General features: G+C 61.1%; 16 protein-coding genes and 1 tRNA gene. 8 read left to right on the forward strand and 9 right to left on the reverse strand.

Going from position 1 to position 20,776, the window contains the following annotated elements; translation table 11 throughout:
* Positions 1 to 3: 3 nt before the first annotated feature.
* Both WFJ47_RS12115 and WFJ47_RS12120 read left to right on the forward strand, forming a co-directional pair.
* On the forward strand, positions 4 to 1,971 hold the full coding sequence (locus tag WFJ47_RS12115) for a S9 family peptidase (protein ID WP_336763308.1): 1,968 nt from the start codon (positions 4 to 6) through the stop codon (positions 1,969 to 1,971).
* Positions 1,972 to 2,013: 42 nt separating this feature from the next.
* Complete coding sequence (locus tag WFJ47_RS12120) at positions 2,014 to 3,033, forward strand: L,D-transpeptidase (protein ID WP_336763309.1); 1,020 nt, start codon at positions 2,014 to 2,016, stop codon at positions 3,031 to 3,033.
* Between the two features lie 15 nt (positions 3,034 to 3,048).
* Here WFJ47_RS12120 and WFJ47_RS12125 read toward each other — a convergent pair whose 3' ends face one another.
* Positions 3,049 to 4,008 carry a LysR family transcriptional regulator gene (locus WFJ47_RS12125; RefSeq protein WP_336763311.1) on the reverse strand — a complete coding sequence of 320 codons (960 nt, stop codon included), beginning with the start codon at positions 4,006 to 4,008 and terminating at the stop codon, positions 3,049 to 3,051.
* A 127-nt stretch (positions 4,009 to 4,135) separates the two neighbouring features.
* Between WFJ47_RS12125 and WFJ47_RS12130 the strand changes: the two genes are divergently transcribed.
* Together WFJ47_RS12130 and aspA are read left to right on the forward strand one after the other, a co-directional pair.
* On the forward strand, positions 4,136 to 5,176 hold the full coding sequence (locus tag WFJ47_RS12130; RefSeq protein WP_336763313.1) for an aromatic ring-hydroxylating dioxygenase subunit alpha: 1,041 nt from the start codon (positions 4,136 to 4,138) through the stop codon (positions 5,174 to 5,176).
* A 164-nt stretch (positions 5,177 to 5,340) separates the two neighbouring features.
* Positions 5,341 to 6,744, forward strand: coding sequence for an aspartate ammonia-lyase (aspA, locus tag WFJ47_RS12135; RefSeq protein ID WP_199751935.1), 1,404 nt, complete (start codon positions 5,341 to 5,343; stop codon positions 6,742 to 6,744).
* A 303-nt stretch (positions 6,745 to 7,047) separates the two neighbouring features.
* Here aspA and WFJ47_RS12140 read toward each other — a convergent pair whose 3' ends face one another.
* On the reverse strand, positions 7,048 to 7,767 hold the full coding sequence (locus WFJ47_RS12140) for an MgtC/SapB family protein (protein WP_127103452.1): 720 nt from the start codon (positions 7,765 to 7,767) through the stop codon (positions 7,048 to 7,050).
* Between the two features lie 127 nt (positions 7,768 to 7,894).
* On the opposite strand from WFJ47_RS12140, the gene WFJ47_RS12145 reads away from it, so the two are divergent.
* On the forward strand, positions 7,895 to 9,394 hold the full coding sequence (locus WFJ47_RS12145) for a replicative DNA helicase (protein ID WP_127103453.1): 1,500 nt from the start codon (positions 7,895 to 7,897) through the stop codon (positions 9,392 to 9,394).
* Between the two features lie 94 nt (positions 9,395 to 9,488).
* On the opposite strand, the gene WFJ47_RS12150 is transcribed toward WFJ47_RS12145, so the two are convergent.
* From WFJ47_RS12150 to WFJ47_RS12175, 6 genes are all read right to left on the reverse strand, one after another.
* The gene (locus tag WFJ47_RS12150; protein ID WP_336763318.1) at positions 9,489 to 12,530 is read right to left on the reverse strand and encodes an FAD-binding and (Fe-S)-binding domain-containing protein; all 3,042 of its coding nucleotides are present in this window, start codon (positions 12,528 to 12,530) and stop codon (positions 9,489 to 9,491) included.
* A gap of 158 nt (positions 12,531 to 12,688) precedes the next feature.
* Positions 12,689 to 13,018 carry a hypothetical protein gene (locus WFJ47_RS12155; RefSeq protein ID WP_127103454.1) on the reverse strand — a complete coding sequence of 110 codons (330 nt, stop codon included), beginning with the start codon at positions 13,016 to 13,018 and terminating at the stop codon, positions 12,689 to 12,691.
* A gap of 87 nt (positions 13,019 to 13,105) precedes the next feature.
* Positions 13,106 to 14,518 carry a HAMP domain-containing sensor histidine kinase gene (locus tag WFJ47_RS12160; protein WP_127103455.1) on the reverse strand — a complete coding sequence of 471 codons (1,413 nt, stop codon included), beginning with the start codon at positions 14,516 to 14,518 and terminating at the stop codon, positions 13,106 to 13,108.
* Between the two features lie 18 nt (positions 14,519 to 14,536).
* Positions 14,537 to 15,217, reverse strand: a complete 681-nt coding sequence (locus WFJ47_RS12165; protein ID WP_127103456.1) for a response regulator transcription factor — start codon at positions 15,215 to 15,217, stop codon at positions 14,537 to 14,539.
* Positions 15,218 to 15,313: 96 nt separating this feature from the next.
* Positions 15,314 to 16,495 carry a S1C family serine protease gene (locus WFJ47_RS12170; RefSeq protein ID WP_127103457.1) on the reverse strand — a complete coding sequence of 394 codons (1,182 nt, stop codon included), beginning with the start codon at positions 16,493 to 16,495 and terminating at the stop codon, positions 15,314 to 15,316.
* Positions 16,495 to 16,671, reverse strand: coding sequence for a hypothetical protein (locus WFJ47_RS12175; RefSeq protein WP_158625444.1), 177 nt, complete (start codon positions 16,669 to 16,671; stop codon positions 16,495 to 16,497). Before WFJ47_RS12175 ends, WFJ47_RS12170 begins: the two co-directional genes overlap by 1 nt.
* A gap of 139 nt (positions 16,672 to 16,810) precedes the next feature.
* Between WFJ47_RS12175 and rfaE1 the strand changes: the two genes are divergently transcribed.
* From rfaE1 to WFJ47_RS12190, 3 genes are all read left to right on the forward strand, one after another.
* Positions 16,811 to 18,271, forward strand: a complete 1,461-nt coding sequence (rfaE1, locus tag WFJ47_RS12180) for a D-glycero-beta-D-manno-heptose-7-phosphate kinase (protein WP_336763323.1) — start codon at positions 16,811 to 16,813, stop codon at positions 18,269 to 18,271.
* Between the two features lie 48 nt (positions 18,272 to 18,319).
* A complete protein-coding gene (locus WFJ47_RS12185; RefSeq protein WP_336763325.1) occupies positions 18,320 to 19,480 on the forward strand; it encodes an AGE family epimerase/isomerase in 1,161 nt (386 codons plus the stop codon).
* A 439-nt stretch (positions 19,481 to 19,919) separates the two neighbouring features.
* Entirely contained in the window at positions 19,920 to 20,435 is a 516-nt protein-coding gene (locus tag WFJ47_RS12190; RefSeq protein ID WP_127103459.1) for a hypothetical protein, read from the forward strand.
* Between the two features lie 230 nt (positions 20,436 to 20,665).
* On the opposite strand, the gene WFJ47_RS12195 is transcribed toward WFJ47_RS12190, so the two are convergent.
* Positions 20,666 to 20,742: transfer RNA gene (locus WFJ47_RS12195), tRNA-Met, on the reverse strand.
* Between the last annotated feature and the right edge of the window lie 34 nt (positions 20,743 to 20,776).

Consider the following 20,776-nt stretch of genomic DNA (forward strand, 5'->3'; position numbering starts at 1 on the left):
GTCATGACACGCGACTTCTTGAAACTGGCCGGTTTGCTCGGCACCTCCTTTCTTGCATTCGGCACTGCCGGAGCGAAGCCGCTCCATCTCTTCTCCTCCCCTGCCCTCTCACCCGACGGCCGGCTCGTGGCGACGCTCGATACGCTCGAACACCCCGAGTCAGACGAGACACCGGTTCCTTCTCTCGTCTTGCGCTCCCTGCCCGACGGCAAAGCCACGACAATCGCGCTACCCTGTAACGATTGCGTTCCCTCCAGCCCAAGCTGGAGTCCGGACGGGCAGCATCTGGCCTTCATCCTGCGACAGAAGAAAACGCAGAACCGCCAGATCGTGAGCGTGACGCCGGGTGGCCATGGGGTTACGACGCTGCTGAAATTCACGGGGTCCCTGCAGGACCTGCGTTATGGTCCCGACGGGACCCTGGCCGTGCTGGCCATTGCCGATGCGCGACGCGATCCCGGCGCCTTGCAGGCAGGCGCTCCTGAAACAGGTGAGATCGACGCGAAAGAGGACGAGCAGCGTATTGCCACGGTAGAGAAGGATGGCCTGCACTGGCAGTCGCCCGATGATCTCTATGTCTATGAATATGACTGGCAGAAGGCCCCCGAGCCCGCTTTCATCGGTACGGCAGCGAAGGGCAACGGCGATGCCAATTGGTGGCAGGCTCATCTGTCACGCTTTGCCCATGGTCAGGAAACGGTGCTCTATACCCACCCGCTTTCCCAGCAGATCGGGCTTCCCCTGGTCGCACCGGATGGCAGGAGCGTGAGCTTCGTGAGCGGACTGATGAGCGATTTCGGCTTTTTTGGCGGCGACCCGATGCAGCTTGACCTGACCCGCCCGAAAGCCGCCCCGGTCGCCCTTACCCGCAACGTCCATAGCACAGTCACCGGGCTGAGCTGGTGTGGCGGACGTCTGATCGCTTCGGCCATCGCGAGCCCGAAAACCCTGTTTCAGGCCCTCGATGACAAATCTCCCCTGATGGTCCTCGATGATGATCTGCTTTCCGATGGCGGGGGCGAGCCCCGACTGGTCTGCGCGGGCACGCAGAGCGTCGTCGTCCGACAGAATTTCACGAAGGCTCCCGAACTCTGGGCAGGGCCAATCGGGTCCTGGCGGGCCGTAACCCATGACAATGAGGGTCAGACCGCGCCCTTCACTGCCACCAGCATCAGCTGGACCAGCGATGGCTACACGGTACAGGGCTGGCATCTCGCCCCGAAAGAGCGTCCTGCCCCCCAGACACATCACGGCAAGGTACCGATGATCACCATGATCCATGGTGGGCCTTCCTCAGCCGTCACGCCGCGCTTCCTTCGGGCGACCGGGGATTCGGCCGTGCTGCTCAAGGCGGGATATGATGTGTTCATGCCCAATCCGCGCGGCAGCTATGGCCAGGGCGAGGCCTTCACGATGGCAAACCGCCGCGATTTCGGCCATGGCGATCTGCGCGATATCCATCGTGGTATCGATGCGCTCGAAAAACAGGCCCCCATCGATGAGCACCGCCTCGGCGTGACCGGCTATTCCTATGGCGGCTACATGACCATGTGGATCGTGACGCAGACCAACCGTTTCAAGGCCGCCGCCGCAGGGGGCGGTATTGCCAACTGGCAATCCTATTACGGACAGAACGGCATCGATGCCTGGATGCCTCCCTTCTTCGGCGCCACCGTCTATGACGATCCCGCTATCTATGCGCATTCCTCGCCGATGACATTCATCAAGCAGGTCAGAACGCCGACCTTCATCTATGTCGGGGCGAATGACGTGGAATGCCCGCCTGCACAAAGTCTTGAATTCTATCATGCCTTGCGCGCGCTCGGGATTCCGACCAGCCTCGTGATCTATCCCGGTGAAGGCCACGGAATGAGGGGGCGGGATCACGCAATCGATGCCCAGAAGCGCATGATTGCCTGGTTCGACCGCTATCTGAGCGGCTCGGGCCCCAGGCCCGGCCCGACAAACTGAAGCCGGTCTGGAACGTTTGACTGACGGAGCGTTGGAGTTGAGATGCAGAACAGATACCGGGCCAGCTCGTCAGGCATGATGACCCCGATCGGGAGGGCCCTGCAGGGTGCTCTCCTGAGCTGTCTTGTCTCGGCCACAGCGCTGTCAGGCTGCGCTCAGGCCCAAAATCTCAATGTACCGCCGCTCCCATCATCCATAAGCGGGGGTCCGACCACCTCTGGCGCGGTCTCTTCCGTACCCGATCATGCCGCGACGCCGCCCATCGTCATCCCGCCTCTGCCAGTGTTGACCGAGGCTCAGGCCCGGGTAGAGGCGAGCCGCCTCACTCTTCTCATGAAGAAATCGGTTTCCCGTTTCACCACCTACACGCCGGAGCAGCGTCAACGCTTCATCCGGCTGGCGCGCGCGGCCATCGCCAGTTCCAACACGCCTATCGACAGGCCGCAGCTTTTGATGGTGGTTGATCGCAACCCCAAGGTGCAGCGCCTGTGCTATGTTCTCGCCATGCCCGGCGCAGCCGAATGGGAAACGCTCGGCGGTACCCCGGTTTCCACCGGGAAGGCGGGACGCAAATTCTATTACATCACCCCCACCGGCGTGTTCATCAATTCGCCTGACCGTCTGGGCTATCGCGCGCTCGGGACCAAGAACGAGAATGGTATTCGCGGCATCGGCGCCAAAGGGATGCGCGTCTGGGATATGGGTTGGCATACGGCAGTCAAGGGTTGGCGCCCTGATCACGAAACAGGGGATATCCGCCTCGAGATTCACGCCACTGACCCGGATTTTCTTGAGCAGCGTCTTGGCCATCCGGCCTCGGAAGGCTGTATTCGCATTCCCGCCACCATGAATGTGTTCATGGACAAGAACGGCCTGCTCGACGCGCAGTACGAACAGGCCGCGAGCTATGACGGGCGCTTCCGTGCCTTGTTGCCCAAGGATCGCACCCCCACCCCGATTGCGGGTGATGCGCTGGTGGTGGTCGATTCAGCGGAGACGGTCCAGGCGATCTCTTCGGCCAGCGTGGGTCATCAACCGCTCCTCAACCATCACGAGGGGTAAGCGCTTCCGATGCATTCAGGCATCGGAAATTGCCTGGCGCGGCGAGGGGTGCTGACCCCTAGTCGGCGCCAGACCCTTTCCCTCGCTGATCGCCTTGTCGAGCGCGGCCGCCACCAGACGCACAGCGAGGGGCAGAGATCGTGCCTGATCCACGCAGAATGAAAGACTGAACGGCCGCAGCTTGGTATGGGCCAGGCCGATAAAGGCCAGCGCGCCTGACTCCACCTCCTCGATCACATCCACATAACTCATGACGCTGATCCCGACCCCATGGCGAACCAGGGACTTCAGGGTTTCGATATCATCCGACTCACATACCGGCGTAATCCTTACCCTTGTTTCCGCCGCAAGCCAGTCCAGCTTCTCGGCCAGGGCGAGCGGGAAGGCAGGCATGATGAGAGGCCATGTGGCACAATCACTGAAGCGGGCATGCGCCTTTCGCGTCAGGGGGTGACCGGGCACGGTGACAATCCCAAGCGGAAAATCCATACGCCCGCGCAGCGTCAGACGGCTGGACGCCACTGCATCGAACATGAGGGCAAGGTCACCGCGTCCCTCGATCAGCGCCGGACCGATCTCGTGGTTGCCCAGAACCTTCACCGACAGGGTAATCCCGGGATGAGAGCGGCGTATTCCGGCCAGAATGCGCGGCACAAAACCGCGCGCCAGTGCCTCGGGAATGAGGAGCGTAACATGACCGCGCTTCATTCCCTTGAGGTCATCCAGACGCCCCCGATAGGCTTCCAGATCGCGGTGCCATTGTGTTGACTGCGCCAGAAGCAGTTCACCCGCCGCCGTCATCCGCAGTCCTGTCGGCAAACGCTCGAACAATGCGACACCGAGCCTTTCCTCACCGAGCAGGATCTGCCTGTCAATGGACGAGGCCGATATACCCAGCGTTTCGGCGGCGCGCCGGATCGACCCGTGACGCGCCACAGCAGAGAAATAGGTCAGAAAGCGTGAGAAGACAGGCATGGCGGCGTCCTCGCACCCTTAGGATGCTCTGTTTTTTCGAACGGAAAAGAGCGTTTTTCGATATATCGCCGAACGCTTGGGGCATGGAAGACTCTCTTCTGTCATTCCCCTCTTTGCAGGAAGCGCCATGTCAGAAACTCTCGACCGCCCGGTCCAGCTTCCACGCCAGTGCAGCTTCGACGCTGCCGACTGGGCCATTCTCTCGACTTTCTGGTATCCCATCGCCCTCAGCCGCGATGTCGGCGCAGCCCCTGTCGCGGCCAAATTGCTCGACGAGACGCTCGTAATCTATCGCGCTGAAGATGCGCTGGTCGTGGCACAGGATATCTGCCCTCATCGCGGCGTGCCGCTCAGTCTCGGCTCGGGCAATGGCGAGAGTATCGCCTGCGCCTATCATGGCTTTCGCTTCGGCGCGTCAGGCCGCTGCGTGAAAGTCCCCGCGCATCCCGCCTCCGCCATTCCAGGCAAGCTACACCTGAAAACCTTTCCCGCGAGAGAGCGCTATGGGCTGATCTGGACTTGTCTTGCAGGCGAAACGCCCCATGACGTGCCGGAAATGCCGCACTGGGACGAGCCAGCCTATCAGCAGATCACCTGCCCCTCCATTGACATTGCCGGTTTTGCGGGACGGCAGGTCGAGGGGTTTCTGGATGTCGCTCATTTTGCCTTCGTGCATACGGATACCTTTGCCGACCCCGAAAATCCGGTCGTGCCTCCCTATATGCCCCGTCGAACAGCAGAAGGCTTCGAAGTCGAATATCGGAGCACGGTCGGCAATTACCCGATCGGGGTCGAAGGCCGCGCACCGGCCGGGTTCGAATGGCTGCGTCATTTCCGTACCTCGCTCCCCTTCACCGCGACGCTGGAAATCCACTTCCCGGATGCAGGGCGCCTCGTGATCATGAACGCGGCCTCGCCCGTCTCGGCACGCAAGACCCGCATGTTCGCGCCCATATGCCGCAATTTCGATAAGGATATCCCGGTCGAAGCGGTTTACGAGTTCAATCGCCGCGTGTTCGAGGAGGATCGGGTGCTCGTCGAAGCCCAGAAGCCCGAATGCCTGCCGCTGGACCCGACTCTCGAAGCCCATGTCATGGCCGATCGCAGTTCGATCGCCTATCGCAAGGGGTTGCGCGATCTGGGATTAAGCCGTTTTTTCACCGCCTGAGAGGCGTCCCGCAGAAGCGCTGCGCTAGCAGCAGTCCTGCCTGAAGTCATGTGCTGTCAGTGCATGGCTCCTGCGGCGAGAAACCATATCCCCGCGCCGGTCATCGTCTTGCGTCCAGACCACTTCTCTTCTCCACTGGCATAAGGAAAGAGGGAGACACCCGGATCATGGTGATGACCAGAACAGAGCACGATCTGCTTGGCACACGCGAAGTCCCGTCCGATGCCTATTACGGTATTCATACCCTGCGCGCCGTCGAGAATTTCCCCATCACGGGGCGCCGCATCGACGCCTATCCCGAACTGATCAATGCGCTGGCCGCAATCAAGCAGGCCGCAGCGCTCAGCAACCGCGATCTCGGTCTGCTCGATGCCCCCCGCGCCCGCGCCATCATCGCCGCCTGCGAGGATATCCGCTCGGGTAAGCTGCATGATCAGTTTGTGGTCGATGTCATTCAGGGCGGCGCCGGCACCTCGACCAACATGAATGCCAATGAGGTCATCGCCAATCGTGCCCTCGAACACCTGGGACGTGCGCGCGGCGAATACAGCGCGCTCCATCCCATCGATCACGTCAATATGGGCCAGAGCACCAACGACGTTTACCCCACCGCCCTGCGTATTGCCGCCATCCATGGCGTGAATCATCTGAGCGACGCCATGACGGTGCTGCGCAAGGCGTTCATGGCCAAGGCGCGCGAATTTCATGACATTCTGAAGATGGGCCGGACCCAGCTACAGGATGCCGTGCCCATGACGCTGGGTCAGGAATTTCATACCTATGCCGTGATGCTCGATGAAGACCAGAAGCGCCTCAGGGAGGCGATCCTGCTGATCAGCGAGATCAATCTGGGCGGCACCGCCATCGGCACGGGAATTGCCGGGCACCCCGGTTTTCCGAAGATCGTGTGCGGCCATCTGAACATGATTACGAATCTACATCTCCTGACCGCCACGGACCTGATCGAGGCGACGCAGGATTGCGGGTCTTTCGTCCAGATGTCCGGCGTTCTCAAGCGTTTTGCCGTCAAACTTTCAAAGATCTGCAACGACCTGCGTCTGCTTTCCTCCGGCCCGCGCGCCGGGCTGAACGAGATCAATCTGCCGCCCATGCAATCGGGATCCTCCATCATGCCGGGCAAGATCAATCCGGTCATTCCCGAGGTGGTGAACCAGGTCGCGTTCGAGGTGATCGGCAATGACCTGACCGTGACCATGGCCGCCGAGGCGGGGCAACTCCAGCTCAATGCCTTCGAGCCCATCATCGCGCACAGCCTGTTCAAGAGCCTCACCCATCTTCACGCCGCCTGCCTGACGCTCGAATCGCGCTGCATCCGCGGCATCACCGCCAATACTGCCCAGCTCGAGGCCATGGTCACCCATTCCATCGGTCTGGTGACGGTGCTCAACCCCTATATCGGCTACGAAACCGCCACTGCCATTGCCCTCGAAGCCCATCGCACCGGCCGTGGCGTGATCGAAATCGTACGCGAACGCCATCTGGTGCCAGAGGAGACGCTCGCCCGTATTCTCTCGCCTGAAGGGCTGTGCCGCCCCAATAGTTTCTGAACCCGGATCGCCGGTTGCCCGGAGCGCTGCTGCGGACCCAAGCAAAAGGGCAGTCGCCCTGTGCTTAGGTCTGGGAAATGTAGCAGGGGCGCTGCACTATGCCGAGAAGCACGGCGATACATCGCAGTGGCGCCAGTGATTAAGGGATGTGCGCGATCGGGTCCCGCCACCGCAGAGGCAGTTTACCGTCGCAAACCCACTCCCAGGGGATGAAAGGGGTGCGCCCCTTTCCGGGGAGCGGGGCAGCGCCCCGCAGAAGCTTCGCACAATTGGGAATAGTCTCTTTCGCGCTCCGACCCAGGGTCAATCCGCAGCTTCGTCAGGCTTCTCGCTCCCCGCTGCCTGAACACCGGGGATGCGCATGAGCGCCGAGATGACCTCTTCGGCGGGCTTGATACCGTGCACGTGCAGACGAAGCAGCAGAACTGAATCTTCCTCCTTGCGCTCCTGCCAGACGTGACCGAGCGTAAAACCCAGTCGGGTCAGAGTCTGGTAGACCGTGTCCACGAAATCGACATCCGAATCCCCGCGGATGATCACCTTGAACCCATGGCGCGGTGCGCGCGGCAGGCGCAGCAGCCAGGCAGGGGTGAGAAACATGATGATCAGATAGCCAAGCGTTGTCAGCACGGCGATACCGGCCATGCCTGCGCCACAGGCCATGCCGATGGCCGCGGTCAGCCAGACCGAGGCCGCTGTCGTCAGGCCACGCACCGTATCGCGCCGCATGAAGATGACGCCACCGCCGATGAATCCGAGCCCGGAGACGATCTGGGCGGCAACACGCGAAGGGTCCACCACCACCCGATCAGGAAGCAGCACGTCTTCGAACCCGTATTTGGAAATCAGCATGAACAGGGCGGCAGAAACCCCGACGAGGGTATAGGTGCGAAATCCTGCGGCCTTCTGACGATATTCGCGCTCCAGCCCGATCAGGGCAGAGAGAAGGAAGGCAAGACCGAGTTCCTTGATCTGGAGCATGCCCTCACCGGGAATGGGAGTGAACAGACCCGAAAGATGCATGACGAAACCTCCTGGCAGCGCGGCGCCTTTTCGGCGCTCTCGCTGTTATCGCCGATCCGGTGCTTCGTGCCACCCCTCGATATCTTGATCGAATCGGGGGAGGTCATGATAGAGGAGCGCTGTGACCATGACCGATACCCCCAACCGACCTGCGGCCGATGATGGCCTGACGGCGCTTCTGCGGCGCACCCCTCCGGCCAATCCCGAGGCCGAGCGCGCGCTTCTGGGCGCGCTGCTGACCAATAACAAGGCTTATGAGCGCGTCTCCGATTTTCTGGTGGCAGCACATTTTGCCGATCCGCTCCACGGACGCATTTTCGAGGCCATTGCGCGGCGCATTGATCGCGGCATGCTTGCAGACCCCATCACCATGCGTGCCGAATTCGAGCATTCAGGATTGCTCGATGAAGTTGGAGGCCCGCAATATCTGGGCCAGTTGCTGATGGCAATGGTGGGTATCGTCAATGCAGGCGATTACGGTCGCGCCATTCACGATGCCTGGATACGCCGCCAGCTGATCGATATCGGCGAGACGGTGGTCAATAACGCCTATGGTGCACGCGCCGACCTCGAAGGGGGCGATCAGATTGCCGCAGCGGAAGAAACACTGTTCAAGCTCGCCACGGATAAGGGCCAGGATGGTGGATTTGTAAGCTTCGAGCGCGCCCTTACAGGGGCACTGCAAGTGGCCGAACAGGCGTTCCAGCGTACGGGCGATGTAAGCGGCCTGACCTCGGGTCTGCGCGATTTCGACAAGAAGACAGGTGGGCTGCATCCCTCTGACCTTCTGATTCTGGCGGGACGTCCCGCCATGGGTAAAACGGCGCTGGCGACGAAAATCGCCTTCTCGGCGGCACAGGCGCTGCTGCGTGAGGCCGAAGACAAGAACATCAAGCCGCGTGGTGCCGTGGCCATCTTCTCGCTCGAAATGTCGGCCGAGCAGCTGGCAACGCGTATCCTGTCCGAGCAATCGGAGGTTTCGGGCGAAAAGATCCGCCGTGGCGATATCGGCCAACGCGAATTCGATCGCTTCGTGCGTGTCTCGCGAGAGTTGTCAGAGTTGCCGCTGCACATCGACGATACACCGGCCATTTCCCTCTCCGCCATGCGAACGCGCTGCCGCCGCCTTGCCCGCACGAAGGGGCTGAGCCTTGTGGTAGTCGATTACCTTCAGCTGATGCGGCCCGCCATCGGGACAAAACCCGAAAGCCGCGTGCTGGAAATCTCGATGATCACCCAGGGATTGAAGGCGATCGCCAAGGAACTGTCGGTGCCGGTCATCGCGCTGTCCCAGCTCTCGCGTCAGGTCGAATCGCGTGAAGACAAGCGGCCAATGCTCTCGGATCTCCGTGAGTCCGGCTCGATCGAGCAGGACGCCGATGCCGTGATGTTTGTGTATCGCGATGAGTATTACCTGCAACAGCGCATGCCCAAGGACAGCGCCTATGAGAGCATGGACAAGTATCAGGTCGCCATGGAGGAATGGCAGCGCAAGATGGCGCTCGTTCATAACAAGGCGGAACTGATTCTGGAAAAGCAGCGCCATGGGCCAACCGGCACGATCTCGCTCTTCTTCGAGGGCGAATTCACGCGGTTCGGCGACCTGGATACCGTCCACGAAATCTGAGCCAGCCACGTCCGCCTACGGCGCCGAGGGGCATCCGAACGCCCCCGGGCAGCACAGCATCAGTCTGGGCGGCACAGGTCCAACGGAGCGGGTCTCAGACGGCGGAGAGTGCGCGCAGCCGTTCCAGCAAAGCGACGAGGGGATGGTCCAGCGATTGCCCCCGAAAGCGCTTGACCTGACTGCGGCAGGAATAGCCACTGGCCAGAACACGCGTGCCGCTCAGACCATCGAGATGCGGCCCCCAGGATTGTTCGAATATCACGCGTGACGTTTCAACGTTGCGCGCTTCATGCCCGAAAGTGCCGGACATTCCGCAGCACCCGGTTTTCTCGAGTGTCAGAGTGAGTCCAAGCCGCGCGAAAAGCGCCTGCCAGTCCGAACCCGAACCGGCCAGGGCTGTCTTTTCAGTGCAATGACCAATGAACACATGCGCCTGGCCCGTTTCCTTGCTTTCGTGCGGCTTGAGGGCACGCAACAGGAATTCCTGTGGGAGCAGAATATCAGGCGTTGCGGAAAGTCCCGGCAGCTTGCGATATTCCTGACGGTAGACGAGGGTCATCGCCGGATCGAGTCCGACAATCGGTACACCAGCCGAGGCGAGAACGCGCAGCACCGATATATTGCGGCGCGCCTGACGGGCGAAAAGCCCGAGGAAGCCGTGCACATGCAGCGGCTTTCCACAAGCCAGGCTCTCAGCCAGGAAAACGCGATAGCCGCAGCGCGCAGCGAGTTCGACGAATGCAGCCGCCAGACCGGTTTCGAAATGCCGGGTGAAGAGATCCGGCATGAGGATGACGGAACGCGCGCGCTCTGCCTGGGTCAGCGCCAGAATCCGTTCGGGAGTTGCGGGCTGGACCTCCCATTCATCGCAGACTCCTTGCAGCGTGCCACGCGACAGACGCGGCATATCCACCAGCCCGAACCCCCGCTGCAAAAGCCCCCGCACCGGCGGCAACGCCGTACCGAGGTTGTAGAGCGGCGCCAAGCGCGCCATGAGCGGCAAGGCGTATTCAATCATCCCGACCAGATAATCACGCAGGGGCCGCGCATAACGCTGATGATACAGTCTCAGAAAGCGTGACCGGAAATCGGGTACATCGACCTTAACCGGGCATTGGCTCGTGCAGGATTTACAGGCGAGACAACTGGCAAGCGCGTCATAGAGCTGATGCGAAAAATCGAGCGGGGCGCGGCTGCGACGGTGAAATACTGCACGGATCCGGGCAACCAGCGATGAAGGCGCATTTTCGAGCGTCGCCACGTCGATCCCGGCCCCTGCCTGCAGGCGCAGCCATTCGCGCATGAGGGACGCACGGCCCTTGGGAGAGAAACGTCGGTCGCGTGTCGCCTTCCAGGACGGACACATCGGGTCGTCCTGATCGTAATTGAAACAGGCCCCGTTACCGTTGCAATGCATGGCGGCGCCGAAGCCCTCCCAGACCGGATCTTGTATCTGCCGATCCTGCGCGCCACGGAGGGGCACCCCATCCACGCGCAGGAGGGGCTCCCGACATCTTGCTGGCGCAGCGATCTTGCCGGGATTGAGCTGGTTATGAGGGTCGAACACGCCCTTGATCTCTTCGAGACAGGGATAGAGCGGACCAAAGACATCGGGCACATATTCCGAACGCACGCCCTTGCCATGCTCTCCCCAGAGAAGGCCGCCGTAACGACGTGTCAGACGATGAACCTCATCGCTCAGCGGACGGATGAGCGCGGCGTCACGCGGGTTGCGCATGTCGAGCAGGGGACGCACATGCAGCACCCCGGCATCGACATGACCAAACATGCCGTAATCGAGCCCATGACTGTCCAGCAGGGTGCGGAACTCAGCGATGAAATCGGCCAGCTTCTCGGGCGGGACCGCCGTGTCTTCGACGAAAGGCTGCGGACGGGCTTCACCCTGGACATTACCCAGCAAACCCACGGCCCGCTTGCGCATGGCATAGACCTGCGAAACGGATGTGCGCCCCTCGGCCAGGGTGTGACCGCGCCTTTGGACGGTTCTGTCCTGCCTCAGATGTTCAAGGAAAGCATCGACCGTTTCGCGAAGTGCCGCCGCGTCATGCCCGGCAAACTCGACGAGGTTCAGCCCCTGTGCAGGGCCTGCGGCATCTTCGGGAAAATAGCTCTCGACCGAATTCCAGACAAAATCCTGCATGGCAAGACCGAGAACCTTCGAATCGATGGTTTCGATCGACAGGGGTTTGAGCCCGATCAGCGCGCGCGCGTCACGCAGCGCCTCCATGAAACTCCCATACCGGATATTCACCAGAATGCTGTGGGGCGGGATCGCCAGCAGATTCAGTTTTGCCTCGGCCAGAAATCCCAGCGTTCCTTCAGACCCGCAAATCAGGCTCGTCAGATCGAAACGTCCCTCTGCGTCGCGCAGGTGACGCAGATCATATCCAGTCAGGCAGCGATTAAGTTTGGGGAAGATCCGCTCGATGGTCTCCTTCTCACGCTCATGAATCGCAGCCACGCAATCATGGATGCGGGCGACATGGCTTTTACCGCGCCTGAGCGCGTTCAGTTCCGCGTCATCGCGTTTCACACTGTCCAGAACCTCTCCGCCCATCAGGACCGTGGAGAGCCCCAGAACGTGATCGCGCGTCTTGCCGTAGGTGCAGCTTCCCTGCCCGCTTGCATCGGTGCTGATCATGCCGCCAATGGTCGCACGATTGGACGTCGAGAGTTCAGGGGCGAAAAAGAGCCCATGCGCGGCCACAGCGGCATTGAGCTGGTCTTTCACCACACCAGGCTCGACGCGCACCCACCTCTCCTCGACATTGATCTCAAGGATACGGTTCATGTGGCGCGATAGATCGACCACGATCCCATCGGTCAGGGACTGGCCATTGGTGCCGGTCCCGCCGCCGCGCGGGGCGAACACTACGCCGCGCCAGGCATCCTGTCCGGCCAGACGGGTGAGTACCTCCAGATCCTGACGATGCCGGGGGCAGATGACGGCCTCAGGATGGCGCTGATAGATCGAATTATCGGTGGCATGCACCAGGCGCGTGTCATGACCCGTGCCAATCTCGCCCGCGAACCCGGCATCGTGCAGCGCCTCGAGAAAGGCGGCATGGGTGCCGGAATTGCCAGGGGTCTTGTCGAGAACAGCGATCATGTTCATGGCCGGTCATCCATCACGATGGGTGCGGACCGGTATGGAAGCTCGGACACCGCGCGCAGGGCACTGGATTACCCCGAACGATGGGGAAACGATAGAGAGCAGAACCGGGATGACGTTACCCGGCTGACGGGGCAGCGTAAGCCTGTCGGTCCATGCGCTCAGGAGCGCGTCAGGACGATCAGCGCGCGCCGCTCCTGGGCAATGCCCGTGCGCAGATGTCCATGAGCGCACAGTGCCTCGCCCTCATGCTCGAGATACATGGCCTGATTGATGATGGGGGGCGTGGCCGTGGCAGTCTGGCGCAGCGTCCGATGGACCTTGCGCGCCAGCGTCTTGCAATATTCCAGAGTGTCGCTCGTCACGGCCATGGGAACAGCCTCACTCCGTACAGGCAGTGAGCGCGGCCCCCCTATCGTTTCAGCCTCGGCAATGCCGGGCAGGCCGAGGGCGCAGGTCAGGCAAAGCAGCGTGATGGCGGTTTGGGTCATGAAACCCGCACTATGCCAGTCTGTATTGCGGTCTGATGGGCCCGACATGAAGACTTGGTTATGTGGTTAGTTTTCCTGACCGATGCGTCAATTCAGCGTCGTGTCGTCAACGGGCAGGCTGAGAACCACCCTCAGCCCACGTTGCAGCGGCTCGAGGGCCAGAGTTCCACGATGCAGTTGCGCCACGGCCTGGACGAGCGACAGCCCGAGTCCCGCACCAGGGGTGTTGCGTGCCTGATCAGCCCGGAAAAACCGCTCGGAAGCGCGCAGAAGATCCTCGGCCGACATGCCTGGGCCCTCATCGGTCACGCTGATCCGCACCAGCGCGCCCGAGGTGCTGGCGCGCAGGGTCACGGTCGTTTCCGCAGGTGAGAACTTGATGGCGTTATCGATCATATTGGCCACGGCCTGCTGGATCAGACGCGCATCACCATGGAAAAACAGGCGCGGCGGCAGATCGAGCGCGATCTGCAACCCGGCATCTTCCGCCGTGGCTTCATAGAGCTCAGCGATATCGTGCAGCGGCCTGATCAGATCGGTCGTCTCAAAAGCTGCGCGGCGCGCCCCGGCCTCGATCTGGGCAATACGCATCAGGGCGTCGAACACCGCCGTGACGTGATCCAGGTCTGCTACGGCACGATAGATCGCATCATGCATCTCCTCGGTGGAGCGCGCATGGAGGGCTGCATCCTCAAGGCGATTGCGGGCTCTGGTGATGGGCGTACGCAGATCATGGGCGATGGAATTCGAGACCTGCTTCACTCCCTCCATCAGCTTGGAAATTCTGTCGAGCATGCGATTGATCGAATGGGAGACGAGATCGACGTCATTGCCGACGAGGGGCATACGCTGGCGCATATCGCCATTCGCAAGAGCCGTGGTGGTACGCGCGATAGAACTGAGAATACGGCTGAAGATACCCCGCACCACCCAGGCGCCGCCTATCGCCAGCGCCGTTACCATCAGCCAGGACCAGAGGAAGGTCTCTGTCAGCACGCGGCGCAATATATCGCGCCCTCTGATATCGCGCCCGACCAGCAATTGCAGCCCATCCGGCAGCACATAGGCGTGCATGGCCGCCGAGATCGTGTTACCGGCGCGGCTGATCTTGAGCGTATAGAAGCGATCTGCTCTCTGCACGGCCTCAGGCCAGGCAGGCATGTTCCCGGCAAGACGCTGGCCGCCCGGCGTGATCAGGAGATAGAGATCCTGATCTTCGACATCCTGGTCCAGACGATCCTGGATTGCGCGTTGCAGGCTGGAGAGTCCCCCCTGCATCCAGCGCTCGGCGAGACCGTGAGCATCGGCGTCGACGGCCTGTCCGACCTCGCGCTCCAGTGCGCCTATAGTGTGCCACCACAGAAATGTCAGGAACAGCGTGGCCGAAAGGGCAAAGACCAGCCCATAGGCCAGAGAGAAACCAAGCCCCGCCGAACGAAATCGCCAGGCGCGCTTCCACCAGACGCGAAGCAGGGGAAAGCGCGACAGGCTGAACCTCATGAAGTTATCTCATCCTGCTCAATTGGCGCGCAGGATGTAGCCTGCATTGCGGATCGTATGGATCAGCGCAGTTTCAAAGGGCTTGTCAACCTTCTGACGCAGACGCGAGACATGCACGTCAATCACGTTGGTCTGCGGGTCGAAGTGATAGTCCCAAACGCGCTCCAGCAGCATGGTGCGGGTGACAACCTGACCGGCATGACGCATCAGAAATTCGAGCAGGCGGAATTCGCGCGGCTGCAGATCAATCTTCTCCTCACCGCGCTTTACCGTACGCGAGAGAAGATCCATTTCCAGATCTGCCACGGTCAGCTTCGTCTGGGGAGCCTGCTCGGCGCTGCCACGGCGGGCCAGAGCCTCGACACGGGCCAGAAGCTCCGAAAAGGCGAAAGGCTTGGTCATGTAATCGTCGCCGCCAGCCTTCAACCCGGCCACACGCTCATCCACATCGGCCAGCGCCGAGAGCAGCAGAACGGGGGTCGCGTTGTTTTGCGCACGCAACGTCTCGAGAATGCGCAGACCGTCAATGCCGCCCGGCAGCATGCGATCGAGAATAACGATATCGAAGTTCTCGCTCACGGCGAGGAACAGACCGTCCTTCCCGTTATCGGCTTCCTCGACAAGGTGCCCGGTTTCCTTCAGGCCCTTCACGATGAAGCTCCTGACGGTTGGATCATCCTCGACAAGCAGAATACGCATGGTCAGTCCTTGGCTCAGAGAAGCGGCAGGTCCGCCCCTCACTTTACGGTGACTGCATTATCTTTCAGTTACGCGCGAGAAGAAAGGGTTCTGTGATCAGAGATCCGCATCTGCCGGGCGTTTCCCGATTGGAAGCGTGACAGTGACGGTCTTGCCTTTACGGATTACCGTGAATGTCACGGCGCTACCGGGTTTTCCGGCGGCGACCGTACGCAGCAACGCGCGACCGTTCTCAACTGGAACGTTATTGATGGCGGTAATCTTGTCACCTTTCATCAATCCGCCCTTCTGGGCAGGACCGTTGCGATCCACGTCGACCAACACGACCGAACCATCCCCGTCATCCAGGGTCACGCCCAGCCAACCATGATCGACATGGCCGGTGCGCCGTATCTCCTCGACGATCGGCGCCACGATTTCCGACGGGATGCCGAAACCTATCCCGACCGACCCGCCGGCGGGCGACACCATGGCGGCGTTCACGGCCACGACCTGACCCCGCATATTGAAGGCGGGGCCACCCGAATTGCCCGGATTGATCGGTGCGTCGAGTTGCAGGAAGTCGTCGAGCGATCCGGCCCCGAGATCGCGGCCCCGGGCTGAAACGATCCCCGCGCTCACGGAGGAACCGAAACCGAAGGGATTACCCGCGACCAGGATCCAGTCGCCCACATTGACCTTGTGACTATCGCCCCAGGTGACATAGGGCAGCGGCTTGGGCGACTCCACCTTGATCACGGCAATGTCGGTCAGGGCATCCACCCCGACGAGCTTGGCAGGCAGTTCCTGCCCGTTTGAAAGCGAGACGGTCACGTTATCTGCATCGCCGACGACATGATCATTCGTGACGATGATCCCCGAAGGGTCGATGATGAACCCTGACCCCGCTCCCAGGATCTCCTCCTGATGGCGCTGCATCTTCTCGCGATAACGCTTTTCGAGCGGAGTGCCCTTGATCTGGGCAGGAACCTTGCCCCCCCCTTCCGAACTGATTTGCGTGATGGCGATATTCACTACCGCCGGAATCACGCGCTGGACCAGAGGGGCGAAAGAAAGCGGCCCTGACTGCACGAGCACGGGCGGCAAGGCCGGCGTTCCATCCGGTACGGCCGCCTGGGCCGGAATCTGCACCGTGTTCGCCGGAGGAACGGCAGGAATGGCCGGGTGACTTGGCTGCGGCGGCGGATGCGGCAGAAATTTCTCCAGAAATGCCGGCAGGGCGTGGGCCTGCTTCACGCCGAACCCGGCCAGGACGAGGAGAACAAGAGCTGCGCGCATCAAGAAACCACAGACAGGGCAAATTTCAGGGTCATGGGGGCACGATAGCGCAGAAACGAAATGATTCCATCTCCCTTCCTGATCCGTTTTACCCGGCTGACCGAGAGGCCCTCTCGCCGGTGCGCAGGAACGAGGGCCAGCATGCCGCTCTGACTGAGCGGGTTGAGGATTGTCATGCGGCGCCACCTTTGGCAGGACAAAAGGACGGGCTGATCGCGTATCACCCGTGATGCCCCTGAGCAGCTCTGGGCTTGAGCGACTTTGGGCAGGATATGGCCTGCCGGGATCAAAGCGGCGTTTTCACAAGGATGAGCGATGATTAGTGACTTCATATTCGGACGGGTCTTGATCATCGGCGATCTGCTGCTCGACTGCTATATCCATGGGTCCGTCGATCGCATCTCTCCCGAGGCCCCGGTACCGGTCCTTTTGCGCGCCAAGCACAGCACCGTGCCCGGTGGCGCAGCCAATGTCGCCATGAACGCCGCTGCCCTGGGCTGTGCCGTCGATCTGGTCGGGCTCGTCGGTCAGGACAGCTCTGCTCACGAATTCCGCCGCGCAATCGGCCGTCAGCCGTCTATTGATCTGACGCATCTGGTGGAGGATCCTGACTGGGTGACGATCACCAAGACGCGCGTCCTGAGCGGGCGGCAGCAGATCGTGCGTATTGATGAGGAGCCCTCTGTGGTCGTGGCACCTGCCGCGCAGGAACGCCTCATCGCTGCAGCCCTCGTCGCCATGGACCGGGCGGATGTCGTGGTGTGCTCTGATTATGCCAAGGGTGTGCTGAGCGACGCCGTGCTTCAGGCCGTCATACAGGCGGCAAATCTGCGTGGTATCCCGGTGGTCGTCGATCCCAAACGCCGCGATCTTTCGGCCTATAAGGGCGCCCAGCTGATCACCCCGAACCGCAAGGAGCTGGCAGCGGCCACGGGGCTGCCCGTTGGCAGCGACACCGAGATCCATTTTGCGGCGCTCGCCGCGCAAGAGCAATTCGGCGGCGATGTGCTGGTCACGCGTTCTGAAGAGGGCATGACCCTGCTGGAGCGCAATGGACGCATGACGCATGCACACGTGCCGAAATCTGAAGTTTTCGACGTGTCTGGTGCGGGTGATACCGTGGTCGCCACGCTTGCCGGCATGATATCCGCCAAGGCTGATCTGCGCACTGCCATGGTGATCGCGACAAATGCGGCCGCGATCGTCATCGGGAAGCTCGGCACCGCCACGGTTTCACGCGCAGAGCTGAGCGCAGCCCTCAAATCCAAGATCGACCGCGATGGCGTAATCGCGACCCTGGCTCAGGCTCAGGCCATGATAGAGGCCTGGCGCCAGCATGGTGCATGTGTCGTGTTCACCAATGGATGCTTTGACCTGCTGCACCCTGGCCATATTGCACTCATCCAGGCTGCTGCGCGCGAGGGAGACAAGCTGATCGTTGCGCTGAACAGCGACGCCTCGGTACGACGCCTGAAGGGAGAGGAGCGGCCGCTTCAGGACGAGCAGGCACGCGCAATCGTGATGGGCGCCCTGCGCGATGTCGATCTGGTCGTCATTTTCGATGAAGACACGCCTTATGAGACGATTTGCGCCCTTCGTCCGGACATTATCGTCAAGGGGGCGGATTACACCGAAGACGAGGTTGTCGGTGGAGACGTTGTGAAATCCTATGGTGGTCGCGTCGTACTGGCCGATCTGGTATCAGAGCGCTCGACAACCTCGATCGTGCGCAAGATGAAAACCGCCTCCAAGACGGACGAGCCGATCAGCAAGTGAACCCGGCCTCGAAGTGACTGGCCCCAACGTGATTGGCCCCCGAGTGATATGACGACCGCTATGGAAGATCCGGCCCTCTCCCTGCAGGAGTCCTGGCGCAACTGGCTTTTCGGACAGGCTCTGCCGCTATGGAGTACGGCAGGGTTTGATACTCACCGCGGGCTGTATCACGAGCGCCTGGACTGGCAGGCACGTCCGGTTGTCCTCCCGGCCTTGCGCCTGATGGTTCAGGCCCGCCAGATCTCCACCTATTGTCGCGCCGCGCTCGATGGCGTGCATGATGCCGGACAACAGGCGCTCGACTGTCTCGACACCGTTCTTAGGCTGTATCACCGGGCAGATGGTCAACCAGGCTGGGTTTTCTCCATCGGCCAGGATGATCGTCCGGCAGACAGCAGACGCGACCTGTATGCCCATGCTTTCATTCTTTTTGCCTATGGATGGGCCATTCGCTATGCCGACCGTCCTCAGGACCGGCAAATGGCGCGGCAGATTGCCGAGGATATCGAGGCAATCTTTGCGGCGCCCAATGGCGGCTATCTCGATGCGGTCCCTGATAACGGAACCCGCCGCAGCCAGAACCCGCACATGCATCTGCTGGAGGCTTATCTCGTCGTATTCGAATCGACGGGAGACGCGTTCTATCTCGACAAGGCCCGTGCTCTGGTCACGCTTGCGCGGACACATCTGATCGATCGTCGCTCGGGTCTGCTGCTTGAATTCTTTGCCCCAGACTGGATGCCATTCGCCTCTCATGGGGCCAATCAGGTTCAGGCCGGGCATCTTTTCGAATGGTCATGGCTGCTGCGTGATTTCGCCAGACTGGCTCAGAGCTCTGGCGATGAAGCCGAATGGCTTGGCGCTACAGCATCGCGCCTCCATGAGGCAGGTTTCACTCATGGGTGCGACCATGAGCGGCGCGTCGTACTCGACAGTATGAGCGACACCCTCAGCGTATTGGAGCATTCCGCCCGCATCTGGGCACAAACCGAATTGCTGCGGCTTCTGCATATGGCTCCGCATAAGGAGGCGCTCACGCAAGATGCCACAGCCTATGGGCGGGCATTTTTACGGCAATTCGCCCCGGCCAGACTGAATGGGGGTTGGATCGACCATGTGGATGCGCAAGGGTACCCGCTGGTGGACTACATGCCTGCAAGTTCGCTCTATCATATCTACGGAGCCGGCCGCGAAATCGCGTCACGTTGAGCCGATAAACGAGCATTGCGCGAAAAGGGGACGCGTCCCATTACGTTAGCCGACCCGAGACATAGGGCACGGCCGTAGGCGTGGTCGCATTTCCACTCTCCCGAAAAAACGTCATGAAACGGGCAGAGGGCCACTGCCCCCTATGCGCCGATCATGTTTCTTCTGGCCTGGCGCCGAACGTTGCAGGATCTGCTGAAGGCTGGCTGCACGGCTCATGCATTCATAAAGAGCGAGGTCAGGACGAAAGACTCAATAATTTCGCCCATCAGCGCACAGTATCTTGCTGCATCCGGCCTCCCCCTAGGCGAATATGAACCGTCGGGGTGGACACGCTTTTTGAGAGTGCATGGCGCCATAGGCTCAGATGCGTCGCCTTTGTCTTAGGCAGATGACGACACGATCCTGTCTGATTTCACCTCTCACTCCACGAAAGCATTGCATGGTCATACCTGCGTTCCCGCCCCCCGATGCTGAAGAAGTCATCGCCCACGGCAAACCGTCCGATAACGAGCTGCTCGCCTATTATCGCTCTGAGATCCGGTTCGAAACGGAGACGGTCAATGGCCGCCTCCAAGCGCTGCTGAGTTCGCAGGCCTTTCTGGTGATCGCCTATGCGACCGCGATGACCGGCTCAACAACGCGTTGGGGAGACCGCATGGCCATTCTCATTCCTCCGCTTCTATCGCTCCTGGGGTTCATGCTGACCCTCATGGCGTTTCCCGGCATCCGTGCGGGCTATGCGGCGATTGGTAAATGGAACGAGAAGGAGCAGCGTCTCCATCGACGATCTCCAAATTTGTCTGAGTTTACGCTTGGGAAAAGCGACGAGGATGCTCGTGCCATGACCCATCGTGCCCGTCGCGGCCGCATGTTTGCCCATCAGGCTCCCCTTGTCTTCCTGATCGCATGGACAATCTTCGCGTTCATCCCGTTCTACCTCTACCGAGAGCTGTAGAAATGCGGGCTCGACGCAGGCAACGGCTGCGTCACGAGTGTCTGGAGTGATCAGTCCGCAAGCGCATGCGTAAGGCGCGCTCTTTCTAACCCTCTGAGAGTGGTTTGCGCCTTTGCGCTGGTGCCTGCGTTTTGGGCATTGGGCACGTGTATTGGCCGCTGTGCTTGTTCTATGTGCTGGGCGAGCGTGTTGATGCGCTGATTGCGGCAGTCTGTGTATGTGTGGGGATTTGGTTGCGGGGGCAGGATTTGAACCTGCGGCCTTCAGGTTATGAGCCTGACGAGCTACCGGGCTGCTCCACCCCGCGAGGGTGGTGGGGTGTTTTGTGGGGTGGATCAGGG

This window comes from Asaia sp. VD9 (assembly GCF_037150015.1).
Lineage (GTDB): Bacteria > Pseudomonadota > Alphaproteobacteria > Acetobacterales > Acetobacteraceae > Asaia.